At 48.0% G+C, this 17,392-nt stretch carries 23 protein-coding genes and 1 pseudogene; 13 read left to right on the forward strand and 11 right to left on the reverse strand.

Annotation, left to right across the window (positions count from 1 at the left end; genetic code table 11):
• Positions 1 to 212 precede the first annotated feature (212 nt).
• The 5 genes from EFB08_RS23045 to EFB08_RS23065 form a co-directional block, all read right to left on the reverse strand.
• Positions 213 to 839 (reverse strand): class I SAM-dependent DNA methyltransferase, encoded by a 627-nt coding sequence (locus EFB08_RS23045; RefSeq protein ID WP_123129336.1) that lies wholly within the window; start codon positions 837 to 839, stop codon positions 213 to 215.
• Positions 840 to 842: 3 nt separating this feature from the next.
• Positions 843 to 1,412 (reverse strand): GNAT family N-acetyltransferase, encoded by a 570-nt coding sequence (locus EFB08_RS23050; RefSeq protein ID WP_123129337.1) that lies wholly within the window; start codon positions 1,410 to 1,412, stop codon positions 843 to 845.
• A 588-nt stretch (positions 1,413 to 2,000) separates the two neighbouring features.
• The gene (locus tag EFB08_RS23055; RefSeq protein ID WP_123129338.1) at positions 2,001 to 2,252 is read right to left on the reverse strand and encodes a hypothetical protein; all 252 of its coding nucleotides are present in this window, start codon (positions 2,250 to 2,252) and stop codon (positions 2,001 to 2,003) included.
• A 213-nt stretch (positions 2,253 to 2,465) separates the two neighbouring features.
• Positions 2,466 to 2,798 (reverse strand): hypothetical protein, encoded by a 333-nt coding sequence (locus EFB08_RS23060; RefSeq protein WP_125077840.1) that lies wholly within the window; start codon positions 2,796 to 2,798, stop codon positions 2,466 to 2,468.
• 769 nt (positions 2,799 to 3,567) lie between these two features.
• Entirely contained in the window at positions 3,568 to 4,428 is an 861-nt protein-coding gene (locus EFB08_RS23065; protein WP_123129340.1) for a DUF2306 domain-containing protein, read from the reverse strand.
• A 657-nt stretch (positions 4,429 to 5,085) separates the two neighbouring features.
• Here EFB08_RS23065 and EFB08_RS23075 point away from each other — a divergent pair.
• The 3 genes from EFB08_RS23075 to EFB08_RS23085 all read left to right on the forward strand — a co-directional run bounded on the left by EFB08_RS23075 (position 5,086) and on the right by EFB08_RS23085 (position 7,361).
• On the forward strand, positions 5,086 to 6,678 hold the full coding sequence (locus tag EFB08_RS23075) for a tetratricopeptide repeat protein (RefSeq protein WP_123129342.1): 1,593 nt from the start codon (positions 5,086 to 5,088) through the stop codon (positions 6,676 to 6,678).
• Between the two features lie 24 nt (positions 6,679 to 6,702).
• Positions 6,703 to 6,951, forward strand: coding sequence for a response regulator (locus tag EFB08_RS23080; RefSeq protein ID WP_123129343.1), 249 nt, complete (start codon positions 6,703 to 6,705; stop codon positions 6,949 to 6,951).
• 86 nt (positions 6,952 to 7,037) lie between these two features.
• The gene (locus tag EFB08_RS23085; RefSeq protein WP_123129344.1) at positions 7,038 to 7,361 is read left to right on the forward strand and encodes a hypothetical protein; all 324 of its coding nucleotides are present in this window, start codon (positions 7,038 to 7,040) and stop codon (positions 7,359 to 7,361) included.
• A 253-nt stretch (positions 7,362 to 7,614) separates the two neighbouring features.
• Here EFB08_RS23085 and EFB08_RS23090 read toward each other — a convergent pair whose 3' ends face one another.
• The 5 genes and pseudogenes from EFB08_RS23090 to EFB08_RS23105 form a co-directional block, all read right to left on the reverse strand.
• The gene (locus tag EFB08_RS23090; protein WP_123129345.1) at positions 7,615 to 8,031 is read right to left on the reverse strand and encodes a site-specific integrase; all 417 of its coding nucleotides are present in this window, start codon (positions 8,029 to 8,031) and stop codon (positions 7,615 to 7,617) included.
• A 35-nt stretch (positions 8,032 to 8,066) separates the two neighbouring features.
• Positions 8,067 to 8,345 (reverse strand): hypothetical protein, encoded by a 279-nt coding sequence (locus EFB08_RS23095; RefSeq protein ID WP_123129346.1) that lies wholly within the window; start codon positions 8,343 to 8,345, stop codon positions 8,067 to 8,069.
• Positions 8,346 to 8,494: 149 nt separating this feature from the next.
• Entirely contained in the window at positions 8,495 to 8,755 is a 261-nt protein-coding gene (locus EFB08_RS23100; RefSeq protein ID WP_123129347.1) for a hypothetical protein, read from the reverse strand.
• A 530-nt stretch (positions 8,756 to 9,285) separates the two neighbouring features.
• Positions 9,286 to 9,540, reverse strand: a pseudogene (locus EFB08_RS24060) (sce7725 family protein); the annotation flags it as partial.
• Between the two features lie 149 nt (positions 9,541 to 9,689).
• Positions 9,690 to 9,947, reverse strand: coding sequence for a hypothetical protein (locus EFB08_RS23105; RefSeq protein WP_125077841.1), 258 nt, complete (start codon positions 9,945 to 9,947; stop codon positions 9,690 to 9,692).
• 157 nt (positions 9,948 to 10,104) lie between these two features.
• On the opposite strand from EFB08_RS23105, the gene EFB08_RS23110 reads away from it, so the two are divergent.
• The 5 genes from EFB08_RS23110 to EFB08_RS23130 all read left to right on the forward strand — a co-directional run bounded on the left by EFB08_RS23110 (position 10,105) and on the right by EFB08_RS23130 (position 13,983).
• Entirely contained in the window at positions 10,105 to 10,434 is a 330-nt protein-coding gene (locus EFB08_RS23110) for a hypothetical protein (RefSeq protein WP_123129349.1), read from the forward strand.
• A 35-nt stretch (positions 10,435 to 10,469) separates the two neighbouring features.
• Entirely contained in the window at positions 10,470 to 10,664 is a 195-nt protein-coding gene (locus EFB08_RS23115; protein WP_123129350.1) for a hypothetical protein, read from the forward strand.
• Between the two features lie 515 nt (positions 10,665 to 11,179).
• On the forward strand, positions 11,180 to 11,680 hold the full coding sequence (locus tag EFB08_RS23120; protein ID WP_123129351.1) for a hypothetical protein: 501 nt from the start codon (positions 11,180 to 11,182) through the stop codon (positions 11,678 to 11,680).
• A gap of 608 nt (positions 11,681 to 12,288) precedes the next feature.
• Positions 12,289 to 12,429 (forward strand): hypothetical protein, encoded by a 141-nt coding sequence (locus tag EFB08_RS23660; protein WP_165865007.1) that lies wholly within the window; start codon positions 12,289 to 12,291, stop codon positions 12,427 to 12,429.
• Positions 12,430 to 13,716: 1,287 nt separating this feature from the next.
• Entirely contained in the window at positions 13,717 to 13,983 is a 267-nt protein-coding gene (locus EFB08_RS23130) for a hypothetical protein (RefSeq protein WP_123129353.1), read from the forward strand.
• Between the two features lie 90 nt (positions 13,984 to 14,073).
• Here the strand turns inward: EFB08_RS23130 and EFB08_RS23135 are convergent, their stop codons facing one another.
• Positions 14,074 to 14,415: a hypothetical protein gene (locus tag EFB08_RS23135; protein WP_123129354.1), complete on the reverse strand. Its 342-nt coding sequence runs from the start codon at positions 14,413 to 14,415 to the stop codon at positions 14,074 to 14,076.
• Positions 14,416 to 16,017: 1,602 nt separating this feature from the next.
• Here EFB08_RS23135 and EFB08_RS23150 point away from each other — a divergent pair.
• The 5 genes from EFB08_RS23150 to EFB08_RS23930 all read left to right on the forward strand — a co-directional run bounded on the left by EFB08_RS23150 (position 16,018) and on the right by EFB08_RS23930 (position 17,272).
• Complete coding sequence (locus EFB08_RS23150; protein ID WP_123129356.1) at positions 16,018 to 16,254, forward strand: hypothetical protein; 237 nt, start codon at positions 16,018 to 16,020, stop codon at positions 16,252 to 16,254.
• 72 nt (positions 16,255 to 16,326) lie between these two features.
• On the forward strand, positions 16,327 to 16,551 hold the full coding sequence (locus EFB08_RS23155) for a hypothetical protein (protein ID WP_123129357.1): 225 nt from the start codon (positions 16,327 to 16,329) through the stop codon (positions 16,549 to 16,551).
• Between the two features lie 67 nt (positions 16,552 to 16,618).
• Positions 16,619 to 17,062: a hypothetical protein gene (locus EFB08_RS23160; protein WP_123129358.1), complete on the forward strand. Its 444-nt coding sequence runs from the start codon at positions 16,619 to 16,621 to the stop codon at positions 17,060 to 17,062.
• The gene (locus EFB08_RS23925) at positions 17,035 to 17,169 is read left to right on the forward strand and encodes a hypothetical protein (RefSeq protein WP_262707494.1); all 135 of its coding nucleotides are present in this window, start codon (positions 17,035 to 17,037) and stop codon (positions 17,167 to 17,169) included. The genes EFB08_RS23160 and EFB08_RS23925 overlap by 28 nt, the downstream gene beginning before the upstream one ends.
• On the forward strand, positions 17,144 to 17,272 hold the full coding sequence (locus EFB08_RS23930) for a hypothetical protein (RefSeq protein ID WP_262707495.1): 129 nt from the start codon (positions 17,144 to 17,146) through the stop codon (positions 17,270 to 17,272). Before EFB08_RS23925 ends, EFB08_RS23930 begins: the two co-directional genes overlap by 26 nt.
• The last annotated feature ends 120 nt before the right edge of the window (positions 17,273 to 17,392 follow it).

A 17,392-nucleotide genomic window follows, 5' to 3' on the forward strand; every position in this document is an offset into this window, starting at 1 on the left:
TTGAACCGCTACTTAGATGTTTCGGTCTGGTTTCTAGGGAGAAAAAATTACCGAATCCATCCAGAAGCCCTGAAAAGGGAGTTTATTCGGCCGAATGGACGACGTTTCCCAGGCGATGCATTAGGTAGATGTCTTTTCTGTTTTAGATCTTATTTCGCCAAAAGGAGCAGAAAACAACTTCTTCCACTTGGTTCTGCCGAAGGAATAAAAAATCAGCGCTTCTGGAACAGGAGGGTCAGGATTCTGGGTGGGGAGGTGGTGTTGCCGTCATCGAAAAACTCGTTTAAGTCTACCAGGTTTAAGCCGTGTCGTTTTGCCGTTTGGGTGAATTCAGAAACCGGGTGAACAAAGCATTCCACCTCCTGGCGACCAGCCTCCGTATCAAAACGGGCTTTGGTTCCGGTGTATTGTTTGAACGGGTGCAGTTCACCTAAATAGACATGGCCGCCGGGCAGCAGGCTTTGGGAGGCTTGCTCAAAAATGTGGTCTAACTGCTGGATGTGCTCCAACACCAAGCTAAACGTAACCAAGTCATACAGGCCGTTCCCGAAGGTCCAATCTTTGGTGATATCGGCTTGGGTGAACTGCACGTGGGGAGCCGTGATTTTCTCCTTCGCCTTGGCCAGCATTTCCTCCGAAAGGTCTACCGCTGTTACTTCCTGGGCTTTCTGGGCCAGAAACGAGGTGTTTTTGCCCGTGCCGCAGCCAATCTCCAAACAACGCCCGAAAGAGAGTGAAGCCAGTACTGTACGGAGTGCCTGCGCCTCCAGATCGCGAGTTCTGTTTTGATTGGTGTCGTACTGCTGGGCCCAGGTGTTGTAGGCTTGTTGTGTGTTCATGCTTCAGGTGGAGTACGGTGGGTTATGGTTAATGGGGAGTGATTCAAAAGATTCCCGCGTCAGTTCCCAGAGTTTTACGAGCTGCTCAAAGTTGATCCAGCCCGGGGTGGTGATGTACTCGGCCACTTGCGTGAACCCCACTTTCGCCAGGGTTTTGTGCGGGGCGGGGTTTAAGGCATAAGGCTCACAATACAGTTTCTTCAGTTCAAGGTTGCGGAAGAAATAGGGGAGGGTTTGGCGCACGAAAGCGGTTCCAAGACCGTGCGTGCGGTGGTCGGGTTTCCAGAGGTGCAGGTGCATGTACGCTTCTTGCCCGAAGGTAATTTTATTTGCGTTGGAATGGCCCACGGCTTGACCTTCCAGTTGCCAGATGAGGCAGTAAGATTGTTTCTGAGCCAGTGGCGTTTTGATCTGCTGCCGGAGCATTTCTTCCCAGGCGTCGCGCTCTGGTAGTTTGGAGAGATCAACGCCCATGCCCTCCAGAAAGGCGTCATCCGCCTTCAGCCAGTAATCTGCCAAAGCAGGAATGTCCTGTTCGGCCAGTTCTCTCACCGATAAACTCTCTCTGTCCATAGAAGTGCCTGACTATAAAACTGAGGGTTAAGTTTAATATGATTTCCATCCATCCGTTGGAAAACCAAAACCCCTAGCCGAAGAGCTTGGGGTAAGAGTATTTCCTACGGCTGCTCGGCCAGGGGCAAAGTACTTAGATTTTAAATCAATCCCGTTTAGAATCCCTTTTCTGCTGTTTCTCAGCTCTTTTCTCTTTCAGGGTTTTAGTTGGTTCCTTCTTGGATTTCTCTTTGGTGGGTGTTTTTCCTTTGGCCATGGTAGTAACAGTTTAAATGAGAAGCGCTTGATTAAAGATAGAGAATTATACAGATAAACCATATACCCGATTCAAGGATCTATGTTCAAAAAAAGCCCTGGAATCTTTAAGAGCATCCCTTTGGGCTTTTTCCTAAAAGCCGATATAAACCCGATGTTTCTTGCCCAGGAGGATGATTTCCCAATTACTAAACCCGAAGTGTAGCTGATTTCATTTTGTAGAAACTGCCTCAGAAAGCCTACTAAAAAAATAGGCCATTTAACCGCTGTTTTTTTTAAAACTGCGGTTAAACGGCCTATTTTTTGCCTCGTTCCAAAGTTGCCTGACGTGGGTTAGCTCAGCAGAATCACTTTGTTGTTGCGGTAAATGTCTATGCCTACCCGGGTCAGGTGCTTGATGCTGATTCTTACCTCGTAAACTACCAGCTCGCCGTTTTCTTCCCGTTCAAACCGATGGTTTTCGCCCAGCAGCGATTTCTTTTCCGAGACAATTTCGCCGTTGTATTTAATGGTCTCCAGACCGGTAAAGGAGTTGTCTACTTCTATTTTGACTGAATCAGAGAGGTTAAGGGTTAAGACGTTCATAACAACAAAGGTTTAGGTTAGTGGCTGTTAAAAAGAGCGGTTCCTATAATGCCGGAAACAAAGACGCCCTCAGGGAATTAGTCTGAGGGCGACTTGATTTATTACAGGCAAAAAATTCTTTTCGAAGTTGGCTACTGATTTTACTTTGATTTCAGCCTGTTTTCCTGAAAAGAAGGAAAAAACCGGGTTTCTGTTTAAAGAAGCAGCAACTGCTTAGTCGTACTCTTCGGTCTCCACCGGTACAGCTCCCGCCGAGGTGCCGTTCAACAGAAAGGTGATCACCGATTTACCGAACCAAAGGCCATCCTGCACTCCGCCTTCCTCAATTTCTGATTTGGCCATCTCCAGCATTTTGCTGAGGAAGGTAATCCGCTGATGTTCCTGGGTTGCCTCCGTCGCTTGTTCCTTAAGGTGCTCAATGACCTCTTCCGTTTCCAGGAAGGAAGCCAGGATGGTGGGAATGCTCTGAGGATTTTCGGTGGTATAGGTTTCCAGTTCTTCTAAAATGGTTTGCAATTGCTGAATGGTCTCTTCCCGTAGTTCCATAATATAAATTCCTTTTAACAAGACGATGTAAGTATAGAAGGGTAAAAGCCCCTTCATCTTCAATATTTTACGTAAAATAATAAATCCCGATGCTACTCTGCTTTACATTCCTTCTCTGTAGGATGCAAAATGTTTATAGTTTCTCTGAACAGAATTCCTTCTTTGGTACTAAATAATTGGTTTTTCAATGAGCCCTTAAATCAGTGCTTCCTGCGGAATCTATCCATTAAGGTAACAATATATTGAAAAGTACAATATATTCGTCATTTTCTAGCAAAACAAAAGAATCCCTCTGCATAAATCTTGCAAATGCCATTACCTAGTTAGAACTACTTGGCGGAGAGAACTAGGCCCAACTGAGTTTAGGTGTGCAGGAAGTAAAGGCACTTGTTAACGTCCTTGCAAAATTAGCGAAGGTGGTGTTAAGAAGAGGCAACAGGCTGTTTTAAATTATCTTGTTCATTCATTTAGGCTGATGAACAGGAAGTTATTGCGGGTAATTAGGTATGGGAACTTCCCATATTCAAATTGAACTCAATTATCTCCTTTATATCTGGTGGGTTAACTAAAATATTCCTATTGCCTTTTAAGAGCCGAAAGATGAAAAACGGATCAAAGAAGCGAACCTAGTTTTATTAGGTTTAGGATCCTGGAAAGGCAAGCGTTGAAAACCTGAGGCTATTCATTCACTGGAGAATGCCAGGTTTCCCAAGTGCCAAGACCAGAACCTTCTGCTAGTTCTAAGCGAGGAAAAGGAGGTGCCCATTGGTTAATCTCCCGTGACTAATCGCATAATGGCGGGTCCCCAATAGAATAAGGTGAAATAGTAGGTGCCAATCACAAGGAAAACCGTGGCGAACAGCAGTAGGAATGCAGCGGAAAACCGGAGCGCCACCGAGGCTCGGAACTCACGATCCCTGATAAAGGCCTGGGCAACCGCCAGGTTGGGCAGGTAAAAGAAAAAGGCCATCACCTGATCAAAGGGACCATTAAACTGTTTGTTGTGGCCCATGGCATCGGTGAGCAGGTACCAGAAACCGTAATCCATGCGGTACAGCCAGGAACCAATGGCCAGGGCGAACAGCCGAAGCGCCCAGGCCCGATGCTGCTCCAGCCGGCGAGCCACTGCGTGTCGGAAAGTTTGCACCGCTGCCAGAAGCATCAGGAGCCCGTATCCGGCAAACCCGATGTCCATTACCAATCCACCAATGGTTCCTTTCAGCAAGATGAAAACTAATCCGCCCACCGCTGCCAGAATGGAGGAGACAATATAAAGCCGTCCTACCCAGCGGTGCAGAGCAGGGTACCGGATTCGTATTTTGCCAATCAGTTGCAGGCTTCCCAGCACCAGAATGATACCGCCCGCGGCAAAGTGCAGGCCAATGCCCGAGGTAGCGGCCAAAGAACCTTTTTCATACAGGCCCGGCAATACATTGTTCCACCGTTCCAGATTGCCCTCGTACAGTGCCGCGGCGTAGAAGGCAAGAATGTACAGCCCAAACAAAGCCGCGCTCCCCCAAACCGAAGCCACCAATACCACCCCCGACCACTTCAGGGTTAACTGACTAATTTTGGTTATCCTTTGAGTGGGTATCTGGGCCTTAGTTGGCTGTCTTAACACCTTGCTCATTCTTGAATCTTTTTAAGTTGATGGCTTTAGAATCGATCTTCTGAAATAAAGCAACCATGGCTTTAGGGCTATTTTCCTTAAAACAAGCTTAAACCTGTTGAGCAGAGTGATTTATTTCAGAAAGGGAATCACTGAAGCTATAGAAGGGGTGTGCTAAAGTGATTAGTGGAGGAGCGGAGAGTTTAAAGTTTTAAATCGTGGATAACTGTTGATTGCTAACATTGTTATCAACATTAACAATTTATAATATACTTCGGCTATGTAGTTTAGTAAACAATGATAAACAAGAAGCGACTTCTCTATAATGAAGGTTTGCGCTGCAAGACCAATATTTCTTTATGGAAGATACTAGATTTTAAGAAAAGTTAGGGTTCGGTTTCCAACCTTATTTTCGAAAAACAGGCTGAAAACACTAGAACTTGCCTGGAGGCTCTTCTTCTGATAAGCAAATTTTAATTTAGCGAAGGCAGAGCGGAACGACGAACAGATTAGAAGCAAATCTAACCGAAAACGGGTTGGAAGCCTGAAGTCTTTCATGGTATTGAATGGGCCGACACAAGAGCTTTATTTTAACAATCATTTCTGGAATAAAAGGGTGATTTTCTGTAACTTACCTGTAAAGAGTAGAAAGGGTTTAAGCTGTTAGATGGGGTGGATATGGAAAAAGCAAATCTGCGAAAAGCATACGGGTATGTATGTCTTTTTCTGTCTATTTGGTTAGGCAGCAGCAGTCTTTCTGCTGCCCAGGACACGTCACAAATCAAGTTTCCCAACTCAGGGAAACACCAGGCCCAGCAGGCTTTTCTGGAAGGGGTGTTGTTGTTGCATAGCTTTGAATACGAAGATGCCGCAGAAGCTTTTCGGGAGGCCCAGCAGCAAGACCCTACTTTCGCGTTGGCTTACTGGGGCGAGGCCATGACCTACAATCATACTATCTGGGGCGGACCGTCTGAAAATAGCAAAGCAGTTGCCTGCTTGAAGAAACTTGGCCCAAATGCTGCTGACCGGCTTGCCAAAGCCCCCACCGAGCGGGAAAAAGGTCTGATGAGGGCAGTAGAAGCTTTGTTTATGGAAAAAGGGGAGAAAAAGGCAAGAGACCGCGCGTACCTGAACCAGATGCGGCAACTTTACAAGCATCACCCCTCAGACTTAGAGATAGCTGCCTTCACTTCCTTGGCGTACATGGGGGTAAGTAATCCCGATTCCGCGGCCGTCCTCGCCAAGCAGGTGTTGGATAAGGAACCGTACCATCCCGGGGCACTTCATTACTTTATTCACTGCCATGATAATGCTGCCCAGGCACACCTTGCCCTGGAAGCGGCAGAACGGTACCCCAAGGCTGCTCCGTATGCCCAGCATGCCTTGCACATGCCTTCCCATATTTTTGCTGCCTTAGGCCAATGGGACGGGGTGGTTGCCTCCAATGAAGTCTCTATGGCTGCTGCCGAAGATCGGCGGAAGAGAAAGAATCTGGGCGTAGAAGACCGGGGCTATCACTCTATCTGGTGGCTGGAGCACGGGTATTTACAGCAAGGCCGTTACAAGGAAGCTTTGGCGCTTGTGGAGGAGGTCGAAAAGAATGCCGCTCAGAGCCCCGATAAATTCATTCGGAACAACTTGATCTATATGCGGGCACACTATATCATAGAGACCCGAGATTGGGAAAACGAGCTTCTAAACCGATCCATGAAGATAGATGATCTTCCTTTGGAGCACCAGACCATTGCCCTCTTTACCGATGGGTATGCCGCGATACAAAGAGGAGATCTTGCTACCGCCCGGAAAGCGCTTACCTCCATTAACGCAGCCTTGGGTAAACCAACAAACGTAGGCAATGCGCAAGAGCAGCATTCCCATGCCATGGGCTGCGCCCCCAGTGCACCAGTGGCTTATTCAATTGCTACGGTTTTACAAAAAGAGTTAGAGGCAATGGTGTGGTTCAAGGAAGGGAACAAGGCCGAAGCTGAGAAAAGTCTGCAGGAAGCCATCCGGAATGAGAGCCTCAGGGGCGCTTTTGTGATGCCTATTTTCATTAAGCCCGCCCAAGAGCTTAGGGGAGAACTCCTTTTGCAGATGAAGCGTCCTGCAGAGGCAAAACAGGCCTTTCAAGCAGCGCTAATGCTTGCGCCCAACAGGGTGCTGTCTCTTGAAGGCTTAGCGCTGGCAGCTCAGCAAAACGGAGATCAAAAGCTGTATGCGTCTACACAAGCCACCCTAAAATCTATTAAGAAGAATACCGAAAAAAATTAACTTTCTGACCTGCTGGACATCCACATGCCCGTGATGGATGGCTTCGGGTTCCTCACCGATTTGGCTAGGTCCCCGGGTCACCTTCCGCCCAAGGTGATCCTGCTCACCTCCTCTGAAAACCCTAAAGACCTGGAGAAGACTGGTAGCTTCGCTATCGGGGCGGTCTTACGCAACCCCTCATGGCAGAGGCATTGGAGGAGGTCCTCGGAAGGGAGCCCGGGTCAGAAAGTGGCGCTACCTGAGAATAGGGCAACTCAGGTGAGATGGCGTTAGTACCCTCCTGATAGCCACCCATGCGGGGTTGTTTCCCTTAAGGTTTATTCTATATCTTTTATATCTTTGGGATATATAGCCCAAGGATGCAATTCAGGAAAAAGAGCAACGAGGAGCTGGCGCAGATCCTCGCCAAGATCGAGAAACTAGGGGACGCGTACGGAGACAACGGCCAGGCCTTGGCCGATCACATGGGGGAATCGTTGCTGGTGTTCGGCGGCCTGGCCAACCACGGCTTCACGGAGGACCACCTGGACCACATCATCAACTACTGCCGCTCCCGGGTGGAGTACGTGCTGCACCTCGTGGAGCGCGAGGAGCAGGAGGATGCCTACCAACTCGCCCGGCAGACTCTCCGCTACTACCTCAAGAACAGCCACCTGGGCAATGGCAGCGAGGTAGAACTCTGAGGGGGGCGATTTCCTCCGCGGGTACACAAGCATTAATGAAAAGATAAGGCCTTAAGCATGAGAAGCCTAGGTGGAAATTTTTCTGAATATAAAACAAAAGCCCCTTTGTAAAGAACTAAGGGGCTTTTTTGTGGCCGCGCCAAGAGGAGGGTAAACCACAATTAAATCACCTTAACGCACCTCCCTGTCTAAAAAGGCGCGTTAAGGTGATTTCTGTTTTACAGGAATGGAGGACTGAAAGTTGGGGTGAACCCTAGATCTGTACCCCGGTTTGTCCCCCATTTGAGTGTTTCTGGAAGTTGGTCACCAGTTTCTTGGTGCTGATGCCGGCGTAGTAATTGAAGCTGCTCTCGGTCCTTTGTCCGGTGGCCTGCATGATGATCCGAGCTGGCAATCCCTGGTAGAGTTTCAGCGTCACGAAATTCTTCTGGCGGTTCTTGGTCACCAAGGGGAACCGCTCAAACTTGATCAGCCTCTGGATGTCCTTTAGGTACCGGTTGATCTGCACGTTCACCGGCAGGCAGGTCTTTTGCTTTCCCTCGTACTTGCGCGCCAACTGCACCGGCTTGAAGATATCATCGTCATAGAAGGGGATGCAGCACATCACCCCGGTCTTCAGAGCTTTGATCTCGATGATATCACCGTGGATGTGCAGGGGAGCCAGGCGCATGATGTCGGAAACCCGCAGCTAGGTGTAGGACATCATCAGGAAGACATCCCGCATGCGCTCCAGCACCTCGGCCCGTTGCTGCCAGTGCCACTGGCGGTACCACTCGAGAGGTTCTGCACGAAATGCAGCACCTCATCAGAAGTGAAGTCAATGTTCTGCAGCGCTTGCAGTTCCTCCAGGGTGAGCGACTCCACCTCTCCGGTTTGGGTGGGGCTGTAGAAGGTCCGATATTTGGCGCAGACCGGATGGTCCTCCTCCACGCAATGGTCCAGGAAACGCTTCAGCCTGGTGATGTGCTTGCTGAGGGTATTCACCGACTAGCCAAGTTCCAAGATCATGTACCACTTGAACTCCTGTTAAAACCGTGGGTCCATGCCTTCTAGGGTGAGAGGCTTATGGGAGTACTCCTCAAAAGCTTTCAGCCGTTCCATGGTAGAGTTATGGCCCCGGGTCGTGGTGAAGACTATGGGCTGTTGCCGCTGCTCGGATAGCTTGGTGCTTTACCCAAATCTCCATTTGCTAGAAAAAGGAAAAGCACTTGCTTTTCTGCTTCAATTGGCGCTGCCTGCTCCCCCTTTAACTCTCTGATCACAGCCTGCTTGAACTCCAGCTCTGTCAAAAGCTTCTTTTCCTTTTGGGTATTTCGGTAAACGGCAAGGGAGGCCTCTTTACACGGCTGCAGACTGTCATTGATCTGTGCGGCGTAGGGTTCTCTGCCTTTCACGCGTTGTTTTTTCTCGTCCTATCCCTTGGGGTGTACCTTCTCCCCGGACTCCAACCAGATACGTTTCTGAAAAGGGATAATAGATATTCGGATTGGGACAAGTCCTTCTTTGTTTGGTTTATCTTTGCTTAAGTTGCTGTTAGCCTCCATGCTCTGGCAACTGGTTTGGCGTTGAACAATGATTTTTATCCACGCGAAGCTGTTCTAGCAGGAACGCCTGAATCTGGACAACAGCAATTTAAATGGCGTTGGACTCGGCCAGCATAAGCTCCTTTATGTCGTCACACCTGGTGCAGTTGAGTTGAACGCTTTGGTGGTTGTCACCCACCGAATTGGCAATAATAATCACTAAGGGAGACTGTCCTTGTGTTGGGGATTCATAGAGTTTGTTAGTTGTTTGGTAAAGACCCTATGTTGTTTGTCGGTAAAAAAATGGCTGCGAAACCCGCAGCCATTTTGTCATTACCTTGATTTCCTACAAATTTGAGGAGGTATTTATAAGGTAAAAGGGTAAAAAAAGGAATTTACTACTAGATTATTGAGGAAATAAATTCCATGTAATGGAGTAACCCCAATTTCTTTGCCGTTGGTAATCCAAGATATTCTTCAAGGGTATAGGCATCAAGAAAACCAATCGATCCAGTAGTTCTCATAAATTCAGGGCTGCTGCTGAAGTTATACAATTTTGTTACAGCTTGTCGATACTTTCCCTTAGGGTTCTTAGTCCCTTTGTTGTCATAAGATACGAAATGTCTTACCCAAATTTCATTTGTGCTTCTCGGATGAACATAAGTTAGTTATAAAGCTGAAGGCGGATGCAACTCCGCCTCCAGCTTTATAACTCTCTCCTATGATTAAATAATCTCCAAAACCAGAGAAACCATCTGTGCAATGGGTGCTATGTAAGCTAGGAAAATGTTCGTTTTCCGGGTAATCAGCATTTTTTTGCCTGTTTATTGAATACATCTATAATTAAAACTTTAAGAACTTGAGATAAAACCTTTATAATGTACAGTTGGCTGACTCTTGAATCTAGAAAAACGTTATAAACTACTGAGGTTTGCTGATTTATTAACTCAGGAATGCCCAGGGCAGCCTCTGAATGGCCTTGGTGAACAAATGCATTAGGGTGGTCAAAATATTTTGCAGGGAAACCGTTTAAATCATAAATCGATGTGGTTTTGTCAACCATAAGTCCTAGTATGAGACTGCTGCAACTAGCCAAACAAGTATCTATGATTACGGATTCAATCAGGTGTTTTCACCATTCCCTCTTCTTTATACAAAATCGTTCCGGCTTACCTTTAGAAGTTTCAAAATATAGTGTAATTTATGCAAACTCACTCCACATGGACGGAAATCAGTTAGCAACAAAAGGCGACATCACCGCCGCTAAAGAGGAGTTAATCCAGGCATTCCATAAGCTCGTGGAACCGGATCTGGCGAAGCTAAATGGTCACTATATTACGGTGGAGGAGATCGCGGCCTTCAACAAGTATGACAAGCGCACCGTTGGGTCGTGGATCACGGAAGAGAAGAAGGACCAGTTCGGAAAAAGGGTGAAACTGGTGGCCGATGAGTTCTGCCCCGGCAAGTACCGCGCCATGAAAAGCGAGGGGATCGCCTACGGGAAGATCAAGTGGCACATAGAGATTTCCCACCAACGCAAAACGAGCTAACCTATGGAACTGAGAAAAGCCAGAACCATCGCCGAGTGGATTGCCACCTACGGGAGGAGTCCTGTCCTCGCATTGAGATCGCCGAATCCATCAGAAAGGAGAAGGCCCAAGTCAAAGAAATAGAGCTGGTGGTGATCCCCCGCTTCGAGAGTAGGGGAGAGCCCGTGAAAGATATTTTCCAGAACATCATCGCCTGGCTTCCCAAGTCAACCTGCTCTCAGAAGCCCTAGGGAACATGCCGAAGGTCCAGTAGATCAAGCCCAATACCTCTGAAATAATAGTGTGGCCCCTAAAGCCTAACGCCAAGTACTACCGGGGTTATATCCCGAGCAAAGGCATCAAGGTGGATATTTTGACCGACACCCGCGAGAACTGGGACCTGAACTGCGCACCGGCTCTGCCCACTACTCGCCCCAGGAGCTGGCAAGCAAATGGGTGCGGCAAGGGTTCCACAGCAAAGTGGGAATGCTTTTCAAAAACGGGAAGGTATTTCCGGTGCCCAAGGAGCAGGATTTATTCCGGATCTGCAAAGTGCCCTTCCTGGCCCCTCAGCTTAGGCAGTGAGGATTAAAAAAGGAACCGAAAGGTAAAAACCTGACTCTTCCTCTAAATTTCTAGAAACACTGATAAGTGGGATAAATCCCGCTTCCAAAATTCTAACACAATGGAGGTACTATTAAATTTCAAAGGATTTTCAAAGTATAAGTACCTATAATATAGAAGAAATGCCCTATTAATTAAGCCTATGCGAAAAATCAGTGAGTGCTGCGAATGCAACTGGATCGGCACCTATGATCAGATGAAGAACGTGCCCCTCGATGGTTACCGCGTCGAGATGATCTGCCCCAACCGGGACAACGATGAGTTCTTCATCAAGGAAATCAACGAGAACCACATGCAGCCAATCGTGCGGCTGGCGGCAAGCCTAGAGCGGCTTTACACCCAGGAAAAGGCGCACCTCTACCAGGATTTCCAAAACAAGAAAATAACCGAGGAGGAATACGGGATCACCCTGGCCCTATTGGAGCATGATCTAGAGGCCATCCGGCTCCGGACCAACGGACTAAAGGAATTTACGGGTGATGAAGACACAAGAGAAATTACGGCTGTTGCAACCCGACCTGCGGTTCCTGGAAGAGGAGAAAAGAAACAACTAGGAGCTACTGGATGCCCTGCACGTAGAAACCTCCTTCCTACTCTGACAGCAGCTAACCGATACCATCTCCCAACAGCAGCGATCCATTGAACGGAAAAAGGAGTACATCTCCACCCTAAAAAAGGAGAACGTCAATGGAGGCAAAATTCCAGAGCTTCCTGGAGGCCCTCTAAAGCAAGCAGCTCGCTCCGTGATCTGCTACACAGAAGGCCCCAAAAAAAGCGACACTAGGTGCACGGCTTTTCGAAATAACCCAAAGATAGTACTCGAATACCAGTGGCGCGAGCGGAAGCGTAAAAAAATAGCCGCCAGAAAGAATTCAATCAATTAAAAGGCCCTACTACACTACCGTGGGGAAGAAAAGTTTTTTACCGCCACGAAAAGAAACCTCAACCTTATTTATCAACGGCCAGCCACTCACGTTCGATGACAGCAGCCAGATAAAGGCCTTGCGTGATCACCAGCTGAAAGGGATGGGAGTCGCCCCCGTGGCATCTCCGCCTTCCGGTGGAGCAAACTGGAGTTCTTCTTCGGTTGCGTGAACAACCGGTGCCGGAAGATGAACGCCCACAAATACAACACGCGCCACATCTGCATCCTTTGCAGTCCACCTTTGCCTGCAAAGGATGCGGTCACGTCTATGTCTTCGGCAAGGGACTGGATGGGAAGACCAGGCTCTTCTACAGGGAGGTGCAGGCATGAAAATATATCTCAACAGCCGCTTCGCCGCGGTGCTTCTGGTCAGCCTCGTTCCGGCCATGGGCGGTAGAAGCCTGCGCAGCCTCTGCTGCGAGTTCCTACCAGCAGTGACAGTTAATTCAGCGATGATACAGAAATAGGGTCTGCATCAGGCGGTGCTAACGGAGGATAGGGAAGACACGCCCAACCCCTCCAGGCGCCGCCGCAGCCAAACAAAGAACCTCGGTCTTGAATACGCAAATCAGACGAATAGATGCAGGTAAACCCCTGCTTAATTGGCACATCCAAGTACAGAAGCTGAACGCGGCCCAGACCCTAGTGGAGAGCACCCGCGTAGTCAAAGGGGAAAAGGTAAAATACCTGACCCGAGGAGCGGAGGCTCAGCCAGGAATAAGCGCTGGCTCTGCCGCCCCTGTCCCGAGTCGGCAAGCGGATCGCCACCCGCGCAGAGGCCGAAGGGCACAAGGCCAAGCTCAGGCCATTCCTCTTCAAGTTCAAATGGGATGAGCTGCTCGCCATCCAATGCTGCATCTACCTGGAAGGAGGCAGCCAGGTCCTGCAGATGCTCTTAAATAAGATCCAACAGAAAACAATTAACCTCAATATCCAACCCCCACACCAATGGAAGAAAACAATTAAGTCTGAGAGAAATCGTCCTGGCCAACTTCAAGACAAAATGGGCAGGAGATCTCCAAAAGGCACAAGCCCAAACTAAGGTACGGCAGTAAGTCGAGTCAAAAGCTGAGGAGCATTTAAAATCCGCTTTTTCTAAATTCCACCGGGTGCTATGTAATGAAGGGCTTTATAGAGGAGTAGAAACCCACTTAGGAGATTATGGGGATGAACAGGTGCTGGTCATCGGCACTGATCATAAAACATTATCACCATGCGGCCTGCGGCTGGTAAGATCCAACCAGAAGCCGGATTGCTATTTGACGAATAGGGCTTGGAGAAGCTATTGGAAGCTGTTGCTGTCAGGCTCAGCTTCATCACAGAGGAAGAGGTCGATGAAGAGTATGCCAAATACCAAGTTGAGCTCGGAAACAACCAGGCATAATTCGGGTGAAAGTGTGCTGAAACAAGTATCCTTGATTTTGACCCTTTTTGAGGCCTGTTTTCGAGGAATCAACGCACTTTCCTTTTGCCCCTAAATGTGCTGCAGAAAATTACTGTTTTAATCAATACACCTCATATCCCATCCCTTGAAAGAATTACTACTAATCCTGCACTTGGTACTAATGGTGGTTAGCAGCAGCACCCCCTTCGGAACCTTTGATCAAAGCCGAGCCCAATATAAAATAAAGCAACGCCGGTTCCTCTTCCTTAAGGGCCTGCCTATCTGGCTACAGGATAATGTGCATAGGAAGCACCGAAGTTTCGCCACCAAAGCTTAATCACCATTCCTTAACAATTTTAGGCTAATCCAAATGACTCAATTTAAAATTAAGATCCAAAGTATTGCTAAGCTCGACGCTGGGCACTGCATCATCGCATATTCAACTCCAGAGAACACAAAGGAGACCACTGACATCACCATCGCCTTTTTAAAAAAAAGATCAAGTGAGTGGCAAACCTCAGTGATGATTGTTATGAAAGATGACCAGGAGAATAACCACATCGACCAACTTACTCAGGGTTTATTCGATTCAACCTACTTGCCTATGCAGGTAGCCATCCAGCGGTTTGTTGCCTAAATTAAATACACAGGTGATTGGGGTATAGATTTACTGATCATCTGTGTTCACGAAATTGGTTTCGTGTGTAAATAAAACCTAATGGTTAATCTACCTTGCTATTTGCATTGATGAAGGGGCCTGCTTCTTTTTCGTTTTCTCACGGCTTACTTCCCTAATAAGGTAAATTATGGGTGATAAGAGAATGATAGACAATATAACAAATGAAATAAGGAAGCCTATGCTCAAGCCCTTATCGCTTTCCCCAAAATAGACAAACCAATTCAAGTGCATAAGCAGGAAGTAGTTGGCCACCAAGCAGGCAAAAGCCGCTTTGTCACCTTTTGAAAGGCTACTATCTGGGGCCTCTCTTTTTTCAGTGGTGATTAAGTAAAAAATAGCCCCTATCAGGAGCAGGATAAAAATACAGTAAAGGGCAATAAGCTTTTCCATGGGTCAAATTAGGGAAACGGTTTTGACCTCATAGTTAGGGAATTATTACCTTTTTGTTAAGATCGTTTGAAATATGGTCAAAAAATGCATATGTACATAGAGCTTTCACACTTTACGTAGAAGATTGTATTAGAATAATCTTCTACGTAAAGTGTATTTTAGTATTATCTAGTATAATTTGGACATAAATATGGTTAGTTCATTCAGGTTGTAGGCGCTTGGGTGTACCTGCCACCTCTAAGGGGAAGCAAAAGGTAAACTAGGAGATGGTATGGGGAGTCAGTCGCGTCCGTAATCTCCAACAGAACGGCGGGATTACCTCATGGATAGACCCTGCCAGCGACTTTAACTCAGTAGGTTAGAGTAGCAGAGTCATAATCAGGAAGCCATAGGTTCAAACCCTATAAGGGGCACTAAGACAAAACAAATGATTAGAAAACGCATGAGTATTCTACCGCCAACGCATCCCGATAACGTAACAGAGAGAATGAAAATATAGAATTTTAGGGGGAGGCGAGATATAAGCCTCCTTTTCCTTGTCGCTCCTGAACCAGATACGGGAGCAAGGCTTCACCCCCTCAGATAGTTTGGGAGATTATATGGTTCAGATGGCTAGGCGCGCAAAAATTCAGACTGGAGATAATATCAGGATCGATTCAGTTGACAACTGCGTGGAGGATTTAAAGACTTTTGGTTTTATCACAGAAGTCTAAGTATAGTAAAAGTTGGTTTTTGGATTACGTTATTAATGGCTACTTTATTCTGAACTTAATATAAATTAAAGTCCTTTATAATAGTGAGTTATGAGGTAAATTTTATTTATCTTATAACACATTCTATGCAACTGACCCTCGAGATTCCTGTAAAAGCAGCTGTCTTAAAATTCCTCACTGAAAAATATGATATACCTTTCTGCTTAAATAAAAGAACCCATCTAGTTATATCACTTTTCAGCCTGTGACGCCGCCAACTGGTAGACAGCCGGCAGAACTCCATTCTAGAGGTGTACCCTCACTTGTTCCTGGTGAATATCAGTGAGCATGCCTTATTCAGAAAGGAGTGCCGCAATCTCTTGACCGACACCATCTACCTTTTCAACCAATTAGTGGAAGACTTGATCGAAGCAGAATTCTGCGGCACCGTAGAGTGCCTGGAGATGTTTGGGTGGGGCAGAAGCAGGCTATTGAGGTGTTCATGGCCAGGTACGGCTTTGAGGAATCGGACGTGAAGTTTGACTCTTTGAAGAAAGCGTACCAGCGCTACTGGAACAAGAAGCTGAAAACCAGCAAGCAAAAGCTAAAGGGTGTGGACTTTCTTCCGTTCCTTTTTTCCTTGCAGACGGTGAAGGCGCTCGACTCACGTTATAGGCAAAAAAAGGTTCGAAAATGACGGTTTATTTGGTTCTGTTTTGTCCCTCGGTTTTACACCTTTTTCCCTAAAAATGAAGTTATCTCATAACCGCATAGACTGGTTTAACCAAGATACTCTGCCCAGCCGGTAGGGTATTTTTGCTTTACTTCAGACTCAGTTTCCACCGTTCTTAGGTGTCCTTTCCAAACACTCCCGCGCGCGTGACCTTTGTCGCATATTCCTTGGCAAGCTATGCGCAATATCCTGCAGATTGACTCAGACAATATTGGTGGGCTGGAGGCGGTATTCTACACCGCTCACAGCAACATAGACTTTTCCCGTTTCCAGGAGTATGACAGGTTGCGCCTGATCGGTGACATCACCCTCAAGCCTGGAGCCACCTGGGGCATGCTCACGTTCACCAGGCAGACCCTCGGTTTTAATCTGGTTCCCACGCGGGACCGGCGAGTCCTGACTTATGGCCATTAGATAAAGGCTTCTTCCCCAAAGACACCCCAGCTGGCGGAGCTACTGCAGGAACTAGCCCATGGCCGATTCTGCGTGCTGCACCGGGACAATAACGGTTTCCTCAAACTCTCCGGCCACTCGCAGTTCTCCCTAGGCTTCGACTACAAGTACGACTCGGGCAACGGGCTGGCCAATCGGAACGGCTACAGGGCCGGCTTTAAGGCTGAGAGCCTGCACCCGGCCCTCTTTTATACCGGCTCCTTTGAGGTGACCGATTTCGGCAACATGGGCCCGGTGCCTAAACAGCAGGTTACCTGATGCAGAGTGACGGCCAACGCTTCGCCCTGGAGGACGGCTCAATTATAAGACTAAACTAATTCAGACAATGGCAGAAGAGAAATTTTTCCATGACTTGCTGGAGCTGCTGGCTACGGACGTAGAGGCCGCTGATCAGTTCATGGTCTACTATGGCTCCGAGACGGTTCCGGAGAAAAAGGTGAAGCGCATCGAGTGGAGCGGACTGCTGGAGAAGCTGGGCCTGTCCTCTGAAACCAAAGGCAACGATGGTGGCGGCAAGTTCATGGGCATCTATGCCGATAGCGCCAAAACAGCCTACACCTACTGGATCTCGGGAAATAAGATCTGGCGCACCAAGAAGGCTTTCAACAGCGCGGCCTCCTCAATGGCTTGCGCCTTCTGGGAACTGGTTCTGGATATCCCCGAGACCAAGTATCCCGAGAACACCAGCACCACCGACATAGTGGGCAAACTTACAGCTGGTACCAACATCGGTGGCAAGACGTGGCCGAGGTGCAGTTGCTGCAGGTGATCTCCTACCAGGCACCGGGCTTCTCCTCTTTCGCCATCACCGGTGAGGCGAATACCGTGGTGGCATTGGGTTATAAGATCCATGCAGCTATCGGAACCTTCACCTGAGGCACTCAATGCCGGTAACGTGAAAACCGACTCCGTTGCCATCCGGAACCAGACCTCCAACGTGGACCTGAAACGGGCCTGGCCTATGACGGCTGGGAGGTGATCACCTTGGCTGCCGATATCCCTCTGGATGCTGACCGGGCAAGCGTTACCTTCCGGATCACAGGGGACAACAGCCAGAACGGGAGCTTCCAGCTAGAGCCCACCCATTTCCCCCCGGTCT

This window comes from Rufibacter latericius, from assembly GCF_003721515.1.
Lineage (GTDB): Bacteria > Bacteroidota > Bacteroidia > Cytophagales > Hymenobacteraceae > Nibribacter > Nibribacter latericius.